Source organism: Vibrio sp. R12-SW3-ISO1, assembly GCF_059834005.1.
Genome location: NZ_JCBDGK010000015.1, coordinates 145082 through 163843, shown reverse-complemented (window position 1 = coordinate 163843; position 18762 = coordinate 145082). Strand labels below are relative to the sequence as shown.

General features: G+C 50.0%; 15 protein-coding genes and 1 riboswitch. Of the genes, 7 read left to right on the top strand and 8 right to left on the bottom strand.

The window, feature by feature from the left end:
- Positions 1-59 precede the first annotated feature (59 nt).
- A complete protein-coding gene (locus tag AC6R0R_RS04430) occupies positions 60-1106 on the top strand; it encodes an AraC family transcriptional regulator (RefSeq protein WP_500625828.1) in 1047 nt (348 codons plus the stop codon).
- Between the two features lie 103 nt (positions 1107-1209).
- Here the strand turns inward: AC6R0R_RS04430 and mukB are convergent, their stop codons facing one another.
- The 4 genes from mukB to cmoM are packed head-to-tail and all read right to left on the bottom strand — an operon-like array spanning position 1210 to position 8521.
- Positions 1210-5667: a chromosome partition protein MukB gene (gene mukB / locus AC6R0R_RS04425; protein ID WP_500625827.1), complete on the bottom strand. Its 4458-nt coding sequence runs from the start codon at positions 5665-5667 to the stop codon at positions 1210-1212.
- The gene (gene mukE / locus AC6R0R_RS04420) at positions 5664-6392 is read right to left on the bottom strand and encodes a chromosome partition protein MukE (RefSeq protein WP_500625826.1); all 729 of its coding nucleotides are present in this window, start codon (positions 6390-6392) and stop codon (positions 5664-5666) included. The genes mukB and mukE overlap by 4 nt, the downstream gene beginning before the upstream one ends.
- Positions 6373-7710: a chromosome partition protein MukF gene (gene mukF, locus AC6R0R_RS04415; protein ID WP_487902687.1), complete on the bottom strand. Its 1338-nt coding sequence runs from the start codon at positions 7708-7710 to the stop codon at positions 6373-6375. The genes mukE and mukF overlap by 20 nt, the downstream gene beginning before the upstream one ends.
- A 13-nt stretch (positions 7711-7723) precedes the next feature.
- The gene (gene cmoM, locus AC6R0R_RS04410) at positions 7724-8521 is read right to left on the bottom strand and encodes a tRNA uridine 5-oxyacetic acid(34) methyltransferase CmoM (protein ID WP_420378184.1); all 798 of its coding nucleotides are present in this window, start codon (positions 8519-8521) and stop codon (positions 7724-7726) included.
- A 96-nt stretch (positions 8522-8617) separates the two neighbouring features.
- Here cmoM and elyC point away from each other — a divergent pair, with 96 nt between their 5' ends.
- Entirely contained in the window at positions 8618-9427 is an 810-nt protein-coding gene (gene elyC, locus AC6R0R_RS04405) for an envelope biogenesis factor ElyC (protein WP_334551018.1), read from the top strand.
- 114 nt (positions 9428-9541) lie between these two features.
- On the opposite strand, the gene torR is transcribed toward elyC, so the two are convergent.
- Complete coding sequence (torR, locus tag AC6R0R_RS04400) at positions 9542-10249, bottom strand: two-component system response regulator TorR (RefSeq protein WP_500625825.1); 708 nt, start codon at positions 10247-10249, stop codon at positions 9542-9544.
- Positions 10250-10487: 238 nt separating this feature from the next.
- Between torR and torD the strand changes: the two genes are divergently transcribed.
- From torD to AC6R0R_RS04375, 5 genes are all read left to right on the top strand, one after another.
- Positions 10488-11195 carry a molecular chaperone TorD gene (gene torD, locus AC6R0R_RS04395; RefSeq protein ID WP_500625824.1) on the top strand — a complete coding sequence of 236 codons (708 nt, stop codon included), beginning with the start codon at positions 10488-10490 and terminating at the stop codon, positions 11193-11195.
- A 238-nt stretch (positions 11196-11433) separates the two neighbouring features.
- Positions 11434-12438, top strand: a complete 1005-nt coding sequence (gene purR, locus AC6R0R_RS04390; protein ID WP_500625823.1) for an HTH-type transcriptional repressor PurR — start codon at positions 11434-11436, stop codon at positions 12436-12438.
- Positions 12439-12613: 175 nt separating this feature from the next.
- Positions 12614-12722: riboswitch (cyclic di-GMP riboswitch) on the top strand.
- 204 nt (positions 12723-12926) lie between these two features.
- The gene (locus AC6R0R_RS04385; RefSeq protein WP_500625822.1) at positions 12927-13520 is read left to right on the top strand and encodes a TfoX/Sxy family DNA transformation protein; all 594 of its coding nucleotides are present in this window, start codon (positions 12927-12929) and stop codon (positions 13518-13520) included.
- A 206-nt stretch (positions 13521-13726) separates the two neighbouring features.
- Complete coding sequence (locus AC6R0R_RS04380; protein WP_500625821.1) at positions 13727-14419, top strand: TVP38/TMEM64 family protein; 693 nt, start codon at positions 13727-13729, stop codon at positions 14417-14419.
- Positions 14416-14727, top strand: coding sequence for a putative signal transducing protein (locus AC6R0R_RS04375; protein WP_500625820.1), 312 nt, complete (start codon positions 14416-14418; stop codon positions 14725-14727). Before AC6R0R_RS04380 ends, AC6R0R_RS04375 begins: the two co-directional genes overlap by 4 nt.
- 22 nt (positions 14728-14749) lie before the next feature.
- Here the strand turns inward: AC6R0R_RS04375 and AC6R0R_RS04370 are convergent, their stop codons facing one another.
- From AC6R0R_RS04370 to glgC, 3 genes are all read right to left on the bottom strand, one after another.
- Complete coding sequence (locus tag AC6R0R_RS04370) at positions 14750-15550, bottom strand: alpha/beta fold hydrolase (protein ID WP_334551028.1); 801 nt, start codon at positions 15548-15550, stop codon at positions 14750-14752.
- Positions 15551-15791: 241 nt separating this feature from the next.
- Positions 15792-17252: a glycogen synthase GlgA gene (glgA, locus tag AC6R0R_RS04365; RefSeq protein WP_500625819.1), complete on the bottom strand. Its 1461-nt coding sequence runs from the start codon at positions 17250-17252 to the stop codon at positions 15792-15794.
- Positions 17242-18459 carry a glucose-1-phosphate adenylyltransferase gene (gene glgC, locus AC6R0R_RS04360; protein ID WP_500625818.1) on the bottom strand — a complete coding sequence of 406 codons (1218 nt, stop codon included), beginning with the start codon at positions 18457-18459 and terminating at the stop codon, positions 17242-17244. The genes glgA and glgC overlap by 11 nt, the downstream gene beginning before the upstream one ends.
- Positions 18460-18762 lie beyond the last annotated feature (303 nt).

Genomic DNA, 18762 nt, shown 5'->3' with positions numbered 1-18762 from the left:
CTTGGCTATACTCATCGCCAATATCCGTTATCTTACTCTCATACTGGAGCAGTCACACAATGCAGCATTTAGCGGTTTATGAGCCTGATAGTAACGCATGCGGTCTGCTGGACGTGCAGTTGTTGGTGCGCTACCTCGGTCAGCGAGTGCCGCTCACAGACCTGCTGGATGGCAGTGGTGTCAGTGTCGAAAAGCTCTATCAACCTGACACGCAAGTCACACTCGCCCAGAAGCTGCATATTTTCAGCAATGCCCTACTCTGTGCAGACGAGCCCGGACTTGGCCTTAAGGTGGGCCAACAAGCCAGGTTTAGCGATTTTGGCGTGTTGGGTTACGCGGTGTTTAGCTCCAGCACCTTGCTTGAAGCGATGACGATGGGATTCAAATACCTGAGATTGGCGGGGCCAGTGCTGCGCAAGCAGCTCCTCATCGATAAGGATTTAGGTTATATCCGCGCGGAAGAGTTAATTGATCTCGACACCTTGATGCCCTTTTGCTGCGAATACTGGTTTTCGGCAATTCAATCTTTGTGTGAAGAGGTGATGCAACATCCCTTCCCCTCACACCAATTGCATTTTCCTTACCCCGCGCCCCACTACGCATCATTGTATCAAGAGGTATTTCGCTGCCCGGTGAAGTTTCAATCCAAACAGCTGGAGTGGCAATTTTCTACGGATGTGGTCAATCAACCCTTGCCCACCGCCAACAAGATGACCTTGCAGCAGTGCTTAAAAACGTGTGATGAGATGCTGGCAAAACTGAGTGGTACCAGTACTAGCTTAAAAGACAGGATTACTCAACGCTTAATCGAGCAGCCGGGGCACTACCCATCGATTGAAATCGTGGCGCAGCAGCTGGGGATGTCTTCACGCACTCTGAGACGAAAACTGACTCAAGAGCAGACCAGCTACCAACAGATTTTGGATCACGTCCGCTTTCATCTTTCACGCCATTACCTCTGCTCGACGCAATTGAGCATTGATGAGATTTCAGAGCGCGTCGGCTACTCAGACAGTGCCAACTTTCGTCATGCGTTTCGCAAATGGAGTGGAGATTCGCCGAGTCACTATCGCAAATCGGCCCATGCGGAGCCCCCCTCTTCGTGAGCATTAATAAATGCACAATACGCAGCGTTTCGACAGATAAGTCCGTTCAAAAATAAGTCCATCCACACATACAACAACGCCCACCAAAAGGTGGGCGTTGACGTTAAAACTCTTCGATGAGTTGAGCGGCTTCACTCTTAGGCTTTTCGCCTTGACCAAAGCCCCTTAGGCCCACCACATGCACATGTTCGTGGTCTTTAAAGACTTTACGAACCAGCTTGTACGTGGTGCCTTTTTCTGGACTAATGTTCTCAGGCGCCGCGATCAACAGCTGCATATCGAGGCGATCACACAGCTCGAACAGGGTTGAAATCGATTTGGCATCCAATCGCGCAGCCTCATCGAGGAACAGCAAACGACACGGCACAATGTCTTTACTGCGTAAGCGGCGAGACTCCTCTTCCCAACTCTGAACCACCATCAAAAGAATCGATTGACCGGTACCGATCGCTTCACCAGTAGAGAGCGCGCCCGACTCCGCTTGCAGCCAACCGTCTGAGCCACGGTTCACTTCGACGCTTAGCTCAAGGTAGTTACGATAATCGAGCAGCTCTTCACCCAGCACTTGCGGTGAACGTTGGCCCATATCGATGTGCGGGTTCACACGTTGGAACAATTTTGCCATCGCCTCTGAGAAGGTGTAACGCATCGACTCAAACAGGTCTTTGTGCTGCTCTTGACCGGTCGCTAGGCCGTTTAACAGCACCTCATGACTTTCACGAATCTTAACGTTCAGACGCACCCCTTTCACCTGACCAAACGAGATGTTCGAGAGACCTTGGTTGAGCATGCGAATGCGATTTTGCTCGCGCTGAATCGTCTTTTTGATGATGCTAGCAACGGACTCAGAGCTGATCGCCAAACGGTTTTCACGCTGGGTCAACTCTTCGGTCAAACGCGCCAGTTCCACTTCCATCTCTTCGATCGCTTCCACAGGATCATCGGTGCGAATGATGTCTTGGCGAATGCGCTCGCGCAGATGCTGGTAGACCGCAATGTAGAACAAGACTTTTCGCTCTGGGCGAGCGTTGTCTTCCGAAAGGCGCAGCGCATCTCGCAGATCTTCGTTGTCGGCCACCGCAAGGCGTAGCGCGCCCAATGATTTGTCCGACATCGAACGCAATTCATCCGCAGAGAGGTAGGCAAGCTCACGCTTGTGCAGGCGTCGCTCGACATCATTTTCACGCGCCAATCGAAGTACCGAGCACCAACCCGCTTTTGCTGCCACAACGAACGTACGCAGATCCGTGTACTCTTTTTGTACTTTCTTCAGACGCTTAGCCAGCCCTTTCATCTCAAGCTCTGTCGAGGTGATGGTGCGCTCATACTCACTCTTACGTGCTCGCGCGCTGTGCAAACGTTCATGCAGCTCATCACGACGGCGCTCAGCACGTTCCATCGCGCCTTCATCGGCGTTGACACCATACTCTTGCAGCTCTTGTTTGAACTCTTGCACCGTTTCCATTTTGGCTTGGTGAGAGCTTTTCAAAGAGGCGAGCACTTGGTTGTATTGGTTCAGTTGGTCTTGCGCAAGCTTAAGCTCTTCGCGCGCTCGGCCACGGTTGACTTCCGCTTGTGCCAACTTGGCCTTCAACTGCTCACTGAGTTCGCTGCTCTTACCCAACATATCGATAGAGTCGGAGTAAGCGAAGTAGTGGCGACGTTCAATAAGATCAGAGAGCGCAAAAATTTGTGCTTTGATCTGCTGCAGTGCCTCATCGGCTTGACGATAGTTCGTCTCTAACGTTTCAAACTGCTGAGGGTCGCCCTCAAGCGCGGAGGCGATTGGCGTTAGCTGCTCAATCGCTTTACCATGCTGATTGATAAAGGCTTTCGCTTCGCTCAAGGCGCTCATCTGCGCGTCGAGCTCGGCAAAACGCTCAGCCAAGGTATCGTCTTCCACCAGCGACATCATGGGCGCTAATTTATCCAGTGCGCTGAGCGCCTGTTTGCTCGCTTGCAGCTGACCGCGTAAGGTCGCCTCTTGCCCATCTAACTCGGCTAAGGTGCGCTGCACTTGAGTGCGTTTCTCGCGCGCGACTTGCAGGCTTTGCTCAGGATCGTCATCAAAAGCGACCTGAATGTGCTCTGCAACAAAACGGTTGAATGCTTGGTAAAGGCGCTGCAGTTTTTGCGAATCAAACGCCGCTTTGGCGTGCGCTTCGATGACCTCATCACGTTCACTGCGCAAAAGCTCAAGGCGCTGTTCACGCGCTGCGCGCCCAAACAGTGGGATCTGAGGGAATCGCGAGTAACGCATTTGGCGCTCATTCATGCGCACGCAGACGGCGCCTTCTAATTCTTGCGCATCAAAGCTGCTATCATCGAAAGCATCAATATCGCCTTCAATGATGTAGAGATCCTCTGGGCAGTCGTCCAGCTCAACCAGCTTTTGCTCAATGCCAGACAAATCCGATACCACAATCGCATGACGAGCAGGACCATACATAGCACTGAAATACGGCGCATCGTCGATAGTGATGTCATCGTAAATTTCAGACAGCAACACACCACCCAGTGTATCCGCCAATCCTTTAAGGCGCGGATCGTTCGAGCCACCCGGTGAAGCGAGGCGCTCAATATCGCTATCGAGTGTCGCGCGGCGCTCTGCCAGTTTCTCTTTCGCCAGAGATTGCAGCTTCTCTTGCTCCAACACTTGCTGCATGTGCGCCATCACCGACTGGCTATCACCGAGCTCAGCACCACTTTGCTCACGCAGGTTTTCTAGCGCATCAGACGCGGCAATCCAAGCCGGAGCGAGCGCTTCCAACTGGGTGATCTGCGCAGCGTAATCTTGCTCACTGCGGCGCTGCTCACTGCGCTGCTCACGCAATGCTTCTTGATTGTGCTCAAGAGAGTCAATCAGCGCGCTGTGGCGTTCGCGCTCTTGTTCAAACGTCAGTTCATCAACCAGTGCGACGTTGTGCTGCTTTTGATAGCTCGCCACTTGCTCTGCGGCGCTACGCTGCTGAGTTAAGCTGCGTTCAACATCACGATGTTGGGCGCGCAGTTGAGCTTCGTTTTGCAGCGTTTGCTGCGCATCGCGCGCTTGATTGATCAACGCTTTAGCGCGTTCTGACGCCTCTTGGCGAGCTACCTTGCCCACGACAGACTCAACCAGCGCAAAGGCTTTATCAAACTGCTCGGCCGCCGCACTCGACATATCAAGTTTGTGCTTCATCGCGAGTAAGGCGTCGGTGCGCTCGCCCTGCTCAGCTTTCAAGCTGCTCACCAAGCTTTGTGCCGACTCGGCGGTCAGATTATTGTCACCCAGTAACGTTTTGGCTTTTTCCAGCGCTTGCACCGCTTGCTGATATTGCAACGCGCGCGTCTGCTGAACATCCAACGCTTGTTGGTAATCGGCCAACTGACTCTTTAAGCTATCGACTTCTTCTTCAAAAACCAGCGCTTGGTCTTGCGCGATGTGAACGCGTTCATTCGCTTCTTCCACCACCATCATCTGCTCTTCAAGACGCTCACTGAGCTCTTCCAGATCATCTTGGTAGCGGGCAATTTTCTCTTGTTGACGCAGCGCAGTTTGCACCAGTTGCAAGTGGTCGGATGCGGCTTGGTAATCTTGCTCTAGACCAGATTCAGACTCCACCAACAGCTCAAGCTCTTCTTGCACGCGTGTCAGCAACGCGTTTTGTTCGATCAACATTTCACGTGAGCTGAACAACTCGCTGCGCAGCGCCAAGGTCTGATCGAGTTTATTGCGTCTGTCGTTGGCATGACGCATATAATCCGCTGCAACATAATTCGTTGACTCGGTGATCAGGTGTTTAAATAGATCTCGGTCCGCTTGAGTGGTTTTGATCGCCTCAAGCGTCATGCGGTTTTCACGCAGCGCCGATTCCATATCTTGGAAGGCTTTCTTCACTCCGCCGTTTTGTGGCAGTAGGTAGTCACGCAGAGAACGGGTGATGGCGCTGGAAATACCGCCATACAGTGAAGCTTCAATTAAGCGGTAAAATTTGGAACGATCGCCCGAGTTACGCAGCTTTTTCGGGATCACACCAAATTCAAACATCTGCGCGTGATAATCAACAATCGATGGGAAGGCTTTAAATTGCACCCCTTCAAATTGGACCACTGCCTCTTTGACTTCGTTGACTTGACGCACGCGCGCTTGGGTCGCCGAGACGGTTTCAATCAGTACATCGGTAGGTTTGACATGGCTTGGCAGGCCTTGAATGACGAAGGGTTTGATATCGACTTTTTTGTCACGCCCCGCCACCTGTTGCAGCTTAACGGCAAACAGTAGGCGTTGCTTACGCGAGTTGACCACATCGAGCGCTGCGTAACAGGCACCCGGCTGAAGTTTACCGTAGAGACCTTTGTCGCGAGAAGATTGGCTACTGCCAGCTTCGGTGGTGTTTCTAAAGTGAAGCAAGGTTTGGTCAGGGATCAACGCGGTGATAAACGCCGCCATGGTGGTCGATTTGCCCGCTCCGTTCCCTCCCGATAAGGTGGTCACCAGATCATCAATGTCAAAAGTGCGGGCAAAAAAGCCATTCCAGTTGACCATTGTCAGTGATTGATATTTACCGCGTTCAATCATGCTTCACCTGCTTGTGTCAGTTCTTCTTCGCCTTCTGGCGCATCTAGGTTATCGCTGTGCAAAAGATCGCCTTGGCTCGGCTCTTTGGTGTGAACCACTGCTTCACCATCACGGATGAGGCGTAGCTGCGCATCACGCATATCGTCACCGACACGAACATCCGCACCAAAACGGAACACCGCTTCACTGATGCTGAATTTTCCGGTTTCACCGATGTTGATCACCATGCCCAAACGGCGCAGTCGGCGCAACGAGGTGCGCACTTTCTCGAACAGTTTCTCTTTGTCGAGATCAGAGCCGCTGGCTCGGTTGGTCACGAGCTTCATCAATTTGGACTCATCGGCCAGTGACAGAAGCTCATCGTACAACTCTTGGTTGGTAAAAATGCCTTCGTGAGCAAGACGCTCTGGGCTCAAATACAAAAAGCACAACACTTTACCCACCAGCATATCGAGCTCAGACAGGACACTGCGGTTAATCAGCGACGTCGAACGCGGACGCAAATAAAAGAAACCTTCAGGCGCTTTCACCAGTTCGGTGTTGTAACGCTGATAAAAACTCGATAGCTCCACTTCAAAATCCGACAGTAAGGCGTGGTTGTCGAGATCTTCACTGGAGATGTGACGCCCGGCACGCAGCATGCTGTCTAGCGCCGGAAACAGCGGATTAGAGATCGCTTTGACCAGATTCTCTGGCATGTATTCATTAGTATCTGTCGATGACATTGGCTTGTACCTTTGCACCATAATTGTTGATCGCTTGCCAATCGGGCTGAATCGCTTGGTAATCGGACTCGGAGTAACCCAGTCGCACCGCTTGATCGACAACAATTCGGGCTAAATCAAAATGATGGGTATAGGGGTGCTCGGCGAGGTAGTCGCGCAGCACTTGGCCTAAATCAATAGGCTGCCCCTGCGCTTTGTGCACTTGGAGCATCTCCCCAATGCGCTCAGACAGCGCATCATTCACTTGCTGAAATTCTTCGTAGACCACATCGAGTGGCACCTGGCCGGTCACTTCATCATCACGCAACACCAAGGCTTCATCACGCAAATCGCTCAACCGCTCTGCATCGGCGTAAGTAAGGTACCAAGGGTTTTCAAAGTAGTCTTTGACCGACTGACGTAGGCGCGAGCTAAACGCGCGGTTTTTGTCCATATCGATGGCGGTTCGGATGAACTTGTGCACATGGCGATCGTACCCAATCCAGAGATCAATCGCTTGCTGACCCCAGCTGGTGATGCGGTCGAGCTTCATCTGCAACACAAACAGGGTTTCGGCAATAAACTCGAGCTCATCATCGCCATGCACCAACTCTTGGATGTCGAGAATTTGACTTTGCAGCTCATCACCCGCCGCTTGCAAGGTGTCTTGCAGCTCTTTCAATGTGCTGGAGGTTTCTGACAGCAAGGATTCACAATTATTGATCGCATCGCGCCAGTCTTTGTTAAGTAGCTCAGCTATCTGTGTTTTAACCGACTGCTGCTGCTCATCCATCACACGCTGGTTTAAATCAATCTGATCGAAAATTTCACCGACTGAGTATTTCAGCACGCCGTAAACGTTTTTCTTCCAATGACCCGCCGTTCCGCCTTTTTGTGCCGCTTCAATGGCTTTCGCCATTTCGTCCGCCACCATAGACAGTTGGATAGAGAGTTTCAGTTTGGAAAATTCGCGATGACGAACATAGTAGTCAGTGATGCCGATGGCCAACGGCGAGAGACGATAGATACTCGCACCGTCGGTAATTTCACTGGTAAAGCGGCTGATAAGGCGCTGTTTGACCATGTCATTGATGGCGTTGTTGGCGCGAAACGCCGACGCTTCGCCCGAATCGGCAAACAATCGAGTGACAATGGCGAACGCATCATGCAACTCCCCTTCACCTAACTCTTCATCAAACCTTTCATTACTCAACACGGCAATGGCGATCAAAAAGGCCAAGCGTTCGTTGGTCAGATTCAATGAAAAATCATGCTGCTTGACCCAACCCACCAACTCATCAATCGGTTGCTCAGCGGCATTCAGAGTCATTTCACTCATGGTTTATCCTGTTTTAATTCTTTCTTGCCCACACGTGGATATAGCGTCCGAGTGACACATAGGGTTCTTGGCGGCACAACTGCCTCTCTAGGGCCAAGACATCCTCACTGGTGTAGTCGCCCATATACTGACGATCGCCAATGTAGTCACTGAAGCAGCGAATGCCGGATTTCCCTTCAATGCGAAACCCCGACTCCTCTATCCAACGGTAGACATCTTCAGGCTTCAGCCCTTTTTGGGGCTGAAGCTTAAATCTCTTGCGGTGTGGCATGCCCTCTAACACATGCGGAAGGTTGCCACACACAACATTTTTGTACACGAGGCCATGATGGTTGTAGAACATGACCGACGCGATACCGCCCGGTTTGACCTGCTCTAACAGCGTTTGCAGCGCTGGCTTTGGCTCAGCCAACCACTCCATGACGGCATGAAACATCACCAAATCCGCCGGTTGCTGCTGGTGTTGAGCGATGGATTGAACGGGCGAATGAATCAAGCGATACTGCTCAAGCAAGCCATTTTTTGCAATATCCTGCTCAGCTAATTGCAGCATTTCAGAAGATAGATCACATAACGTAATGCGATGGCCTAGCTTCGCCAGCTTTTGCGACATTTGTGCCAACCCACCCCCGGCATCGAGCACGTCGAGTGGTGAATCACTGGCGGGTAACGAGGCGAGGATGGTTTGAAGGTCTTCCCAAACAATGACTTGTCGAATCTCGCCTTTGTCAGAGCCGTATATATTTTTTGCAAATTTGTGGGCAATATCGTCGAAATTGCGGTCTTCAGTCACAGCAGCTTGAGTTATGATGTTGAATCGTGCTGCTATTCTGTCACAAGAAAGGCAGGAATAAAGAGGCTTTCTCTTAAATTATAATCAACTGGTGTTTTTTCGGACTATTTAAGTATGTTTGAGCTGAAAAAAGTCGTCTCGGCTTTACTTATGCCTTTGCCAGCCCTGCTGATCATTGGCCTTGTGGGACTCATGCTCGTCATGTTCACACGAAAACAAAAAACAGGATGTTTCGTTGTTCTCTTCTCGTTTGTTGGCATTTTTCTCGTTGCCTTCCAGCCCGTTTCATCACGCCTTCTCATGCCTATCGAGCGCCAATACTCGGCCTTTTTTCCTGTCGATGAATCGATTGATTATGTGATGGTGCTTGGCAGCGGCCATGTTGTGGACGACGACATTCCGCCCACGTCAGAACTGAGTCGCGCTGGCCTAATGCGTTTGACCGAAGGGATTCGTGTGATGCGAATTTATCCGGGCTCTAAACTGATTCTCTCAGGCTATGCCGCCGGTTCTGAAGTGAGCAATGCGCGCATGATGGCTAAAGTAGCGCTGGCGCTTGGCGTTTCTAAATCTGACATTATTCTGCTCGAAACCGCCAAAGATACTTGGGAAGAAGCGCGCCAAGCGGCGGCGTTCGTTAAGAACAAGAAGTTGGTGGTGGTCACATCGGCCAGTCACATGAACCGTGCCCTGAATGAATTCCATTCCGCAGGATTGAAACCTTACGCCGCGCCGACCAACTACCTGGCGCAGAGAAACATCGATCAAGCGTGGGAGAAGTACGCGCCGAAGGGCAAATATCTCGAACAAACTGAGCGCTACTGGCATGAAACGCTGGGCACCATTTGGCAGCACCTGCGCGACTGGGCGTCCGATTATGAAGAGCAAGCCTTAGAGGTGGAGGCTGCGCAGAGCGACGTTTAACCGGCCGCCAGCGTAGACGGATAACGTCTTCCACTTAACTCAAAAATCCAGGCTGTATGCCTGGATTTTTCGTTTCTTTTGCGTCAATTTTCGCTCGTTAATTGCCGAACAACGTTAATCTCCGGCGAACATGTAGCCTTCGCCATGCACGGTGACGAATATCTGCGGATTTTTTGGATCCACCTCCATCTTCGCTCTCATGCGTCGAATCAGAACATCGATGGTGCGATCATTGGGTGCGTCCACACGATGACTGATCATATTGAGAATACGCTCTCGACTGAGCACTTGATTGGGGTGAGAGGAGAGCGCCACCAAAAGCTCATACTCTGCTTTAGTCAGTTTGACCGGTTCATCCCCTCGGCTCAAAGCGCGGCGCTGAATATCGAACGTCCATTCAGCAAAGCGCACCACGCCCTCTTGCTGATCGCTGCCCGCGTTTTGCGCTCGCGCAGCCAGTGCGATGCGCCACAAGAGGTTCTTGACTCTGACGAGCAGTTCCCTAAGCTCAAATGGCTTGGTGACATAATCGTCCGCGCCCATTTCTAAACCAACAATCTTATCAATGCTGTCGGTACGCCCGGTCACCAAGATAATACCGATGTCCGATTGACTGCGTAGTTCACGCGTCAGCATCAAGCCATCTTCGTTGGGCAGATTAATATCCAGCATCACCAAATCGACCCGACTGCTGCTGAGTACATCGCGCATCTGCGCGCCATTATCAGCTTGGCTCACCTGATACCCTTCGGTTTGAAAGTAGCCCGCTAATTTACGGCGAGTCACTTCATCATCTTCAACAACCAAAATGTGGTAGCTCATCGGCTCTACTCACTTATTCACACACTGATTCAATGGCTTTATTCTATTCATAATTAGTCACAACTCCATCTTTGTCCTCTTTGGGAGGTGAAAAGTTGGCGATTCATTGATGCAAAGCAAGCTTTGCCGCCCTGTTCACAAATTGCCATATTTGACCATTTCTTCTCATAATCTGGTTGACCGCTGTTCATTTTTATCCGTTAGACTTAACGGCATCTGATTCAGTTGAGAGCCCATCATGCCAGAGACACCTAACGCCCAGATTTCCGACCCTTTATCTCCCGCCGAAAAAGAGCAGCGCGCCTTTGATGAGCAACGCGCTGAGCTCTACTGGTGGTTTTCGAGCGTGTTTGCCAAAGAGCTCTCAGAGCAAGAGCTGGCCCAATATCATTCGGTGGACACACGTACCTTTCTGACGGGACTTGCACAAACCCCTGAGCTTAACGTCGCCGCAGACAGGCTCATCGATGCATTGAACCGATTGCAAGACAGGCCAGATGCTGAGTTGGAACTATCAGCCGACTATTGCGACCTGTTTTTAAAATCCGACCGAGACAGCGCGCTGCCTTACGCCTCTGTCTACTTAGATGAATCCGGACTGCTCAATGGTGAGCCTGCCAAACAGATGGACGCTTTACTTCAACAACACGGGGTCGCTGTGCATTCAGGGCTTAATGAGCCTTCTGATCATCTCGCGATAGAGCTGGATTTTTTGGGCAACCTGATTGTGCGCGGCGCTCATGCAGCAGAGCAGATGGCAGGCGACACGCATCTCGCCTACCAAGAGCAAGCCGATTTTATTGAGCAGCATCTACTCCCTTGGATTGAGAGGTTTGCCGAGCGCTGCCAGCGCCTCGACACATTCGGCTTCTATGCGGCGCTGTCGTCGCTATTGTGCGCGTTCATTCAATTGGATAAAGCCTACCTGCAAGGCGATAGCGATTAAGCCCATACAAAAGGTGTGGCGAGATCCCAAAGGCGGGTTTTTTATTTGCCCAAATCGACGTTGCGGACTACAATCCGGTCCGCAAACGATAAAACTAATAAATACAAACCGCTTTTTGAGGGCGGTTTTTGTGTTTCTGATACTTTCTGTCTACATACTCTAAACTTTGTATAGACTTTACTTTTATAGACTTAACTTTTCATAGAGTAGTAGGCAGTCATCGACAGGACAAAACCATATGGCCACGATTAAAGACGTCGCTCGCTTAGCGGGTGTCTCGACCACCACTGTATCCCATGTGATCAACAAAACACGCTTTGTCGCTGAAGCCACGCAAGAAAAAGTGATGGAAGCGGTTCAAGAGTTGAACTATGCCCCAAGTGCCGTTGCACGCAGCCTGAAATGTAACTCGACACGCACAATAGGCATGCTGGTTACTCAATCGACCAACCTTTTCTTCTCGGAAGTGATCGACGGGGTTGAGAACTACTGCTACCGTCAAGGCTACACCTTGATCTTGTGTAACACTGGCGGCATCTACGAGAAACAACGTGACTACATTCGCATGCTGGCGGAAAAGCGCGTCGATGGCATCTTAGTGATGTGTTCAGATTTGACCGAAGAGTTGAGCGAAATGCTTGACCGTCATAAAGACATCCCTAAGGTGGTGATGGATTGGGGCCCGGAAAGCTCACAAGCCGATAAAATCATCGACAACTCGGAAGAAGGCGGCTACCTCGCAACAAAATACCTGATTGATCACGGCCACAAGCGCATTGCTTGCTTGAGTGGGCATTTTGAAAAAGCGGCCTGCCAAGAGCGCATCCAAGGCTTTAAGCGCGCAATGAACGAGTCGGGTTTGAGCGTCAACGAAGATTGGATCTTAGAAGGTAACTTTGAGTGCGATACCGCCGTGCTTGCCGCGGACAAAATCGTCGCCATGGACGAAAAGCCAACCGCAGTATTCTGTTTCAACGATACGATGGCGCTCGGTTTGATGAGCCGTTTACAGCAAAAAGGCATTCGTATTCCAGAAGACATGTCGGTCATTGGTTATGACAACATTGAGCTAGCCGAGTACTTTTCACCACCGCTAACGACGGTTCACCAGCCGAAGCGCCGTGTGGGTAAAAACGCATTTGAGATTTTGCTCGAACGTATTAAAGACAAAGAGCATGAAAAACGTATTTTTGAAATGCACCCAGAAATCGTCGAGCGCGATACCGTGGCGACGGTGAAATAGACCAACGAACAAGTTCAGCACATCACATCGACTAGCCCAGCGAGAATACTTCTCATCCGCTGGGCTTTATTCTCTCGTTAACACCCCTCTATTTTATGAACTAAGATCACATTTAACCCATCGAAACGTGATGTTTAGCCCATAAATTATTTATGCTTATTATGTTCGACTAATGCCACGAACAGGGCAAACCATTTCGAAAGGATGGGACGCAAAGCTTCCGGCCTGTTGCAGCCACTCGATGATATCAACGTTGATGACTGCTTGGTAGCGGGGTTGCCGATGGCAAATGTGCACTTCATAATTCTTTATCAAAAGCAAAGAATACAATGAGTTAAACGTTGTGTGCGCATTATGCGCTCACACCGCGAGTAGGATTATTCTTTTATGAGCCAGAATGACACCCTACTGACACAAAACCTGCATATTTTTGCTAATCTCTCGGACCTGAATTTGGTGGCGTATTGTAATACACCGAGAAAAACAGCATGGATAAACCAATTTTAAAAGACTCAATGCGATTGTTTGAACCATTGGGCAAGATCAAGTCTCGCTCAATGTTTGGTGGATTCGGAATCTTCGCTGATGACATCATGTTTGCCCTCGTGGTAAATGACAAACTTCACATACGCGCCGACGACTCGTTGGCCCAACTGTTTAATGCTCAGGGACTCGAGCCATACGTGTATAAAAAACGTGGTTTCCCTGTGGTCACCAAATACTACGCCCTTGGCCATGACTGGGATCAGGATGTCGCTCAGACTATTGCGATGGCAAACACTGCACTAGAGGCGGCCAACAAAGACAAGCAGCGTCAAACCAACGCCAAACCAACGCGCCTGAAAGATCTGCCGAACTTGCGTCTAGCGACCGAGCGAATGCTCAAGAAAGCGGGTATCGACAGTGTCTCCCGTTTGGAGCAGACGGGCGCAGTGGAAGCGTATAAAGCGATTCGTTCCACACACTCTGCCGACGTCAGCATCGACCTGCTGTGGGCACTTGAGGGGGCAATTAAAGGCACGCACTGGTCTGTGGTCCCTCAAGCAAGACGCGACGAGCTCCTGAATCAGCTGCAAAGCTAGTCAGCGATAGCGTTCAGTAATTCCAATCCCCGTCTCAAGCCAGCCCAACACCGCTGGCTTGAGACGTTTTTAGCCGATGCTTTTCTAGCGTTTCCATTCCTTCGTCATAGAATTCAACGTATTCTTCCCTTTAGGGCGAAATTTTTTACTGGCTTTTTGGTTCATATCTAACAATGATCAATGATGATGTTTTCAAAGGGATCCATATGAACAAGAAACTGCTTTTAGGTATTGGTTTGCTCGCTCTGATTGTGTTTTTAGGCGCAAACTTTGGTCAATACCTGACACTTGATAACGCCAAAGCGCAGCAGCAAGCGCTGGCTGAAATCATTGACGCCCACTTTGCCCTCGCCGCGCTCAGTTACTTCTTCGCCTATGTCGCTATCACCGCCTTCTCGATCCCTGGAGCGGCCGTCGTCACCTTGCTTGGCGCTGCGCTGTTTGGCTTTTGGACCAGTTTATTGCTCGTCTCTTTTGCCAGTACGATAGGTGCTACCTTGGCGTTTTTAAGCAGCCGCTTTCTACTCAAAGAGTGGGTACAAAGCAAGTTTGGCGATAAACTCGCGACGATTAACCAAGGGGTCGAGAAAGATGGTGCGTTTTATCTCTTCTCACTGCGCCTTATCCCGGTATTCCCTTTCTTTTTGATCAACCTCTTGATGGGTCTTACGCCCATCACCATCGCGCGCTTCTATCTGGTCAGTCAACTGGGTATGTTGCCGGGCACGGCCGTCTACCTCAACGCCGGGACCCAGCTAGCGCAAATCGACAGTTTGTCAGGCATCGTCTCCCCAACAGTACTCGCCTCTTTTGCGTTGCTCGGGGTATTCCCAATCATTGCTAAATGGGTGATGGCCAAACTCAAAGCGTCACCGCAATCCAATGGACAAGCGTCTTGAAAATCTTTATTGCCACAACCCCACCACAAGCACACATCGTGTGTGAAATGTTACGCAGCGAAGGAATAGCCTGTGAGGTGAGAGGTGAAGGTTTGTTCGGCTTGCAAGGAGAGATTCCGTTTGGCGAAGAGGCCAGCCCGTACGTTTGGTTAACTCGCCCAGAGCAAAAGCAGACGGCACTCGCGCTGATTGATGACTTCCAACAAGACACTCCCGACAACATGGTTTGGGTTTGCCCGACTTGCCAAGAAGAAAATGACGGCCATTTTCAGTTATGTTGGCAGTGCGAGCACACCAAACCAGTATGAGTGTGTGGGGAGCTAGCCGAAATTAAGCAGTGAGGTGTTGCTGAATGAAGGCGATGGAGTGATCATTAAACTCATCTGGGCGCTCAACATTACACACATGGCCACAGTCAGGAATTTCATGCAGCTCACTGAGCGTATGTGCTGAGACCATCTCTTTCACAGGGGTGATGAACATGTAGTCTTTTTCACCCATCAGATAGAGCGTAGGGATAGGTAACTCGCGGTCTTTGAAGTAGCGCATCAGAGGGTTCACCTCTGCGGTCAAAATAAACCAACGCTTGAACTCCTTTTGGCACAACTTCTTCGCTTCGCGGATAAACATATGTCGCGACTCTTTTTGTGCTCGCTGAGGCATCACAATGTAGGCGAACAGGCGATAGAGCCACATGTAGGGCACAATGTGTTTACACAGATTACCCAACTTTACCAGTACTTGAGAGCGTGTGTTGAGTCGTGTGACGGCGCCACCTAACACCATGGTTTTTACGCGCCCAGTCGCTAGCTCCGCTAAGTTACGGACGATGATGGTCCCAAGCGACATGCCGACAAAATGTGCCGACTGAATCTTTAGGTGATCAAGCACTTTTAAGATGTCTAATGTGACCTCTTTAAAGGTGTAGCGATTGGCAATAATCTCCTTAATCAGCTGGTTCGATTTTCCATGGCCGCGCAAATCAATCAGAAGCAAATTAAAATGCTGCTTGTAGGCTTTGATCTGTTTAAACCAAATCGATGAGCTGCCGCCTGCGCCATGCACAAAGACCACCCACTCATCGCTAGTGGGGTGTTTAAAAGTCTTATGGAATAGCAAGCTTTGAGTCATAGTCGAAAAATAACCGTTATCGTCACACAATTCAGGGCGCAGGGTAACACAAAAGCGCCCGAGTTTTTGTTTAGCATAAACGAAAACCGCCACTTTAGTGCAATCGGAAATGTTAGAAAAAATGAAAGCGCCGTGAGACTGTGCAAGCACAAAACCCATCAGGCGCTTTCTTTATGCAGACGTATTGTCGTCTTTACGCGAACAGACTAAAAAATAGCGTCTGCAATTCAATGACATAGTGTTAGGCGCTCAAAGCACTGTGGTAGAGTTCGATGTACTCACCCGCCGCTTTTTCCCAACAGAAGTTTTCTGTCATCGCGTGCAATTGAACCCGTTTTATCTCATTGAGATTTTGCGCGTAGAGCAGCAAAGCACGGAGCATAGTCAACAACAACGCGGTCGGCGTTGGCTCATCAAACACAAACCCAGTAGCGATTGACGGATCATCGTCGTAATGGTGAACCGTATCTTTCAGTCCACCCACACCACGAACGATTGGCAGCGTACCGTAAGCCATGCTGTAGATCTGATTGAGACCACAAGGCTCAAACTCTGACGGCATCAAGAAGAAATCACTGCCCGCTTCCACCAGGTGGGCGAGCTCTTCATCGTAAGCCTCGATAAACGCAAATTTGTCGCTGTGTGTGGCTGAGAGCGCTTTAAGATGGCTTGCCAACATAGGGTCGCCGGTCCCAACAATCACTAACTGAACATCGTGTTTGAGAAACTCAGACAGAATAGGGATCAGGTAATGTAACCCTTTTTGCTGCGTCAAACGGCAGACCATGCCAAACATCGCGACGTTTTTTTCGCTCAGTTTCGCTCTTGCTTGCAGCGCCGCCTTACACGCTTTTTTACCGCGCACCATGCTCTGCTTCGTCGCTCGGTAATTTAACGGTAAGTGGGTGTCTGTTTCTGGGTTCCATGTGCTGTAGTCGCAACCATTAAGAATCCCCACCAGATCATGGCTTCGGCTTTGAAAGTCTTGCGCCATACCATGACTGCCCAGTTCGGTCTTGAGCTCTTGCGCGTACGTCGGGCTAACCGCGTTCACCTTATCAGCGGTTTTCACCCCGGCGCGAAGCATGGTGATGTGCGTTGCACTCACTGCGGCATCCGGCGCGTAATGCGTCTGAAACTCAGGCAGATCGCCGAGCTCATCATAGCTAAAGACACCTTTGAAGACCGCGTTGTGCACGGAAAGAATGCTTTTGGTATGCGCAAAAAAATCGTCACTGGCGTAACGATGCTTGAGAAGGTATGGAACCAGACCCGTGTGCCAGTCATTGGCGTGGACAATGTCCGGCTGAAAGCCCAGTTTCGGCAGCATGTCCAAACTCGCCGCACTAAAAAAGGCGAAGCGTTCACCATTGTCTGAGTAGGCTTGATTGTACTCGGCGTACATGTCAGGACGGTCAAAATACTGCGGACAATCGATGGCATACACAGTGATTCCCGATAGCGCTAGCTGCTTGACGCAATAAGGCGTATGAGGCCAGTGCTCTAATGCCGTCTCTAAAACCACAGTCGCAGACTCAATGCCTGCAACCTTGCGATAAGCGGGAAGTGTGAGTCTCACATCTTGCTCGAGCTCAAAAAGGGCTTCAGGCAGTGCCTTGGCAACATCTGCCAAGCCACCGCTTTTGATCAATCCTTCTACTTCCGATGCTACAAAGAGAACAGAGAGATTCTTAGTAGCCAACACGTGCTCCTTTTGGAATAACGACAACACCGTCATCCGACACGTGGAAATGCTTTTTATCTTCCGTCAGGTTCACACCGATTTGCGTCCCTGGCGCAATATCCACACCCTTGTCGATGATGACGCGACGCAAGACACAACCTTGGCCGATCTTCACGTCACCTAAAAGGATACTTTCGCTAATATCGCACGCAGATGCAATATTACTTCTAAATCCAAGCACACATTTTTCAATACGGGAACCGCGTACAAAACTACCGTTACACACTAAACTATCAATAATTTGCACTCGACCATTGTCCGAATCACTAAACGTTGCAGGCGGCAATGGTGGGTAGTAGGTGTGAAGTGGCCATTTACGGTTATAGAGCGAGAATGGCGCGTCTTTGGCAAGTAAGTCCATGTGCGCTTGCCAGTAGGCATCAATCGTACCCACATCGCGCCAATACACTTCTTCTTTCTCACCAGTGATACGGTTGGTACTGAAGTCGTAAACGAACACGTCGCCACTTGGGAACATCTTAGGAATGATGTCTTTACCAAAGTCATGCGATGACGCTTCATTGTCGGCGTCTTCAATCAACTCAGCAAATAACGTCTCTGCTTCAAAGATATAGTTACCCATAGAGACCAGCGCGTGCTCAGGGTCACCTGGAATCGCTTTCGGATTGGCTGGCTTCTCAGCAAATCCGATCATGCGACCTTCTTCATCCACCTCGATCACACCAAACTGTGACGCCTCTGACAGTGGCATACGCAACGCAGAAACGGTCAGGGAAGCCTCTTTTTCTTTATGGAAATCAAGCATTTGCTTGATATCCATTTTATAGATGTGATCAGAGCCAAAAATACACACTTGCTCTGGCTCCGACAACTGCATGAAACGCAGGTTTTGGTAGATCGCATCTGCCGTACCTTCATACCAACGTTTGCCCGTGCGCATTTGCGCTGGGATCGGGTCAATAAAGCGATCCGTAATCCCGCTGATGTTCCACCCTTTTTTCAAGTGATGGAACAGAGACTGAGACTTGAACTGCGTCAGCACGTAAATGCGCATCAAATCCGCATTAACGAAATTGTTCAACGCAAAGTCAATCAGACGGTAACTCCCGCCGAAAGGCACCGAGGGTTTACTTCTTGATTCAGTTAGAGGACGCAGACGCGAACCCTCGCCACCTGCGAGGATCATACCTAAAACACCAGCCATTTTAATCTCCATTTTTATAATATTGTCGATGAGAAAATGTAATATTTGGGGGGCTCATCAACGTTCCAAAATCTGACAGCGTTAGCGAATGGCGTATGCAAACTGCATAGATGTTACGCGCATTTTGCTACGTAAACGTTTAACACGGCGATTTACTCTACGTTATCTTATTTGCCCAAGATTACAATTTAAAATATACCGTACTTAGATGGTAAGATGAGTTACTTTACGGATGGCTGATTCAGCTCACATTACATAAGCGATTGCTCACATACGATTAACAAGATCACCACAAGAGAGTGA

What these genes read in the sequence shown, in the direction of transcription:
- AC6R0R_RS04430 (WP_500625828.1), top strand. Translation starts at nt 60, where the DNA reads ATGCAGCATTTAGCGGTTTATGAGCCTGATAGTAACGCATGCGGTCTG.
- mukB (WP_500625827.1), bottom strand. Translation starts at nt 5,667, where the DNA reads ATGATTGAACGCGGTAAATATCAATCACTGACAATGGTCAACTGGAAT.
- mukE (WP_500625826.1), bottom strand. Translation starts at nt 6,392, where the DNA reads ATGTCATCGACAGATACTAATGAATACATGCCAGAGAATCTGGTCAAA.
- mukF (WP_487902687.1), bottom strand. Translation starts at nt 7,710, where the DNA reads ATGAGTGAAATGACTCTGAATGCCGCTGAGCAACCGATTGATGAGTTG.
- elyC (WP_334551018.1), top strand. Translation starts at nt 8,618, where the DNA reads ATGTTTGAGCTGAAAAAAGTCGTCTCGGCTTTACTTATGCCTTTGCCA.
- torR (WP_500625825.1), bottom strand. Translation starts at nt 10,249, where the DNA reads ATGAGCTACCACATTTTGGTTGTTGAAGATGATGAAGTGACTCGCCGT.
- torD (WP_500625824.1), top strand. Translation starts at nt 10,488, where the DNA reads ATGCCAGAGACACCTAACGCCCAGATTTCCGACCCTTTATCTCCCGCC.
- purR (WP_500625823.1), top strand. Translation starts at nt 11,434, where the DNA reads ATGGCCACGATTAAAGACGTCGCTCGCTTAGCGGGTGTCTCGACCACC.
- AC6R0R_RS04385 (WP_500625822.1), top strand. Translation starts at nt 12,927, where the DNA reads ATGGATAAACCAATTTTAAAAGACTCAATGCGATTGTTTGAACCATTG.
- AC6R0R_RS04380 (WP_500625821.1), top strand. Translation starts at nt 13,727, where the DNA reads ATGAACAAGAAACTGCTTTTAGGTATTGGTTTGCTCGCTCTGATTGTG.
- AC6R0R_RS04370 (WP_334551028.1), bottom strand. Translation starts at nt 15,550, where the DNA reads ATGACTCAAAGCTTGCTATTCCATAAGACTTTTAAACACCCCACTAGC.
- glgC (WP_500625818.1), bottom strand. Translation starts at nt 18,459, where the DNA reads ATGGCTGGTGTTTTAGGTATGATCCTCGCAGGTGGCGAGGGTTCGCGT.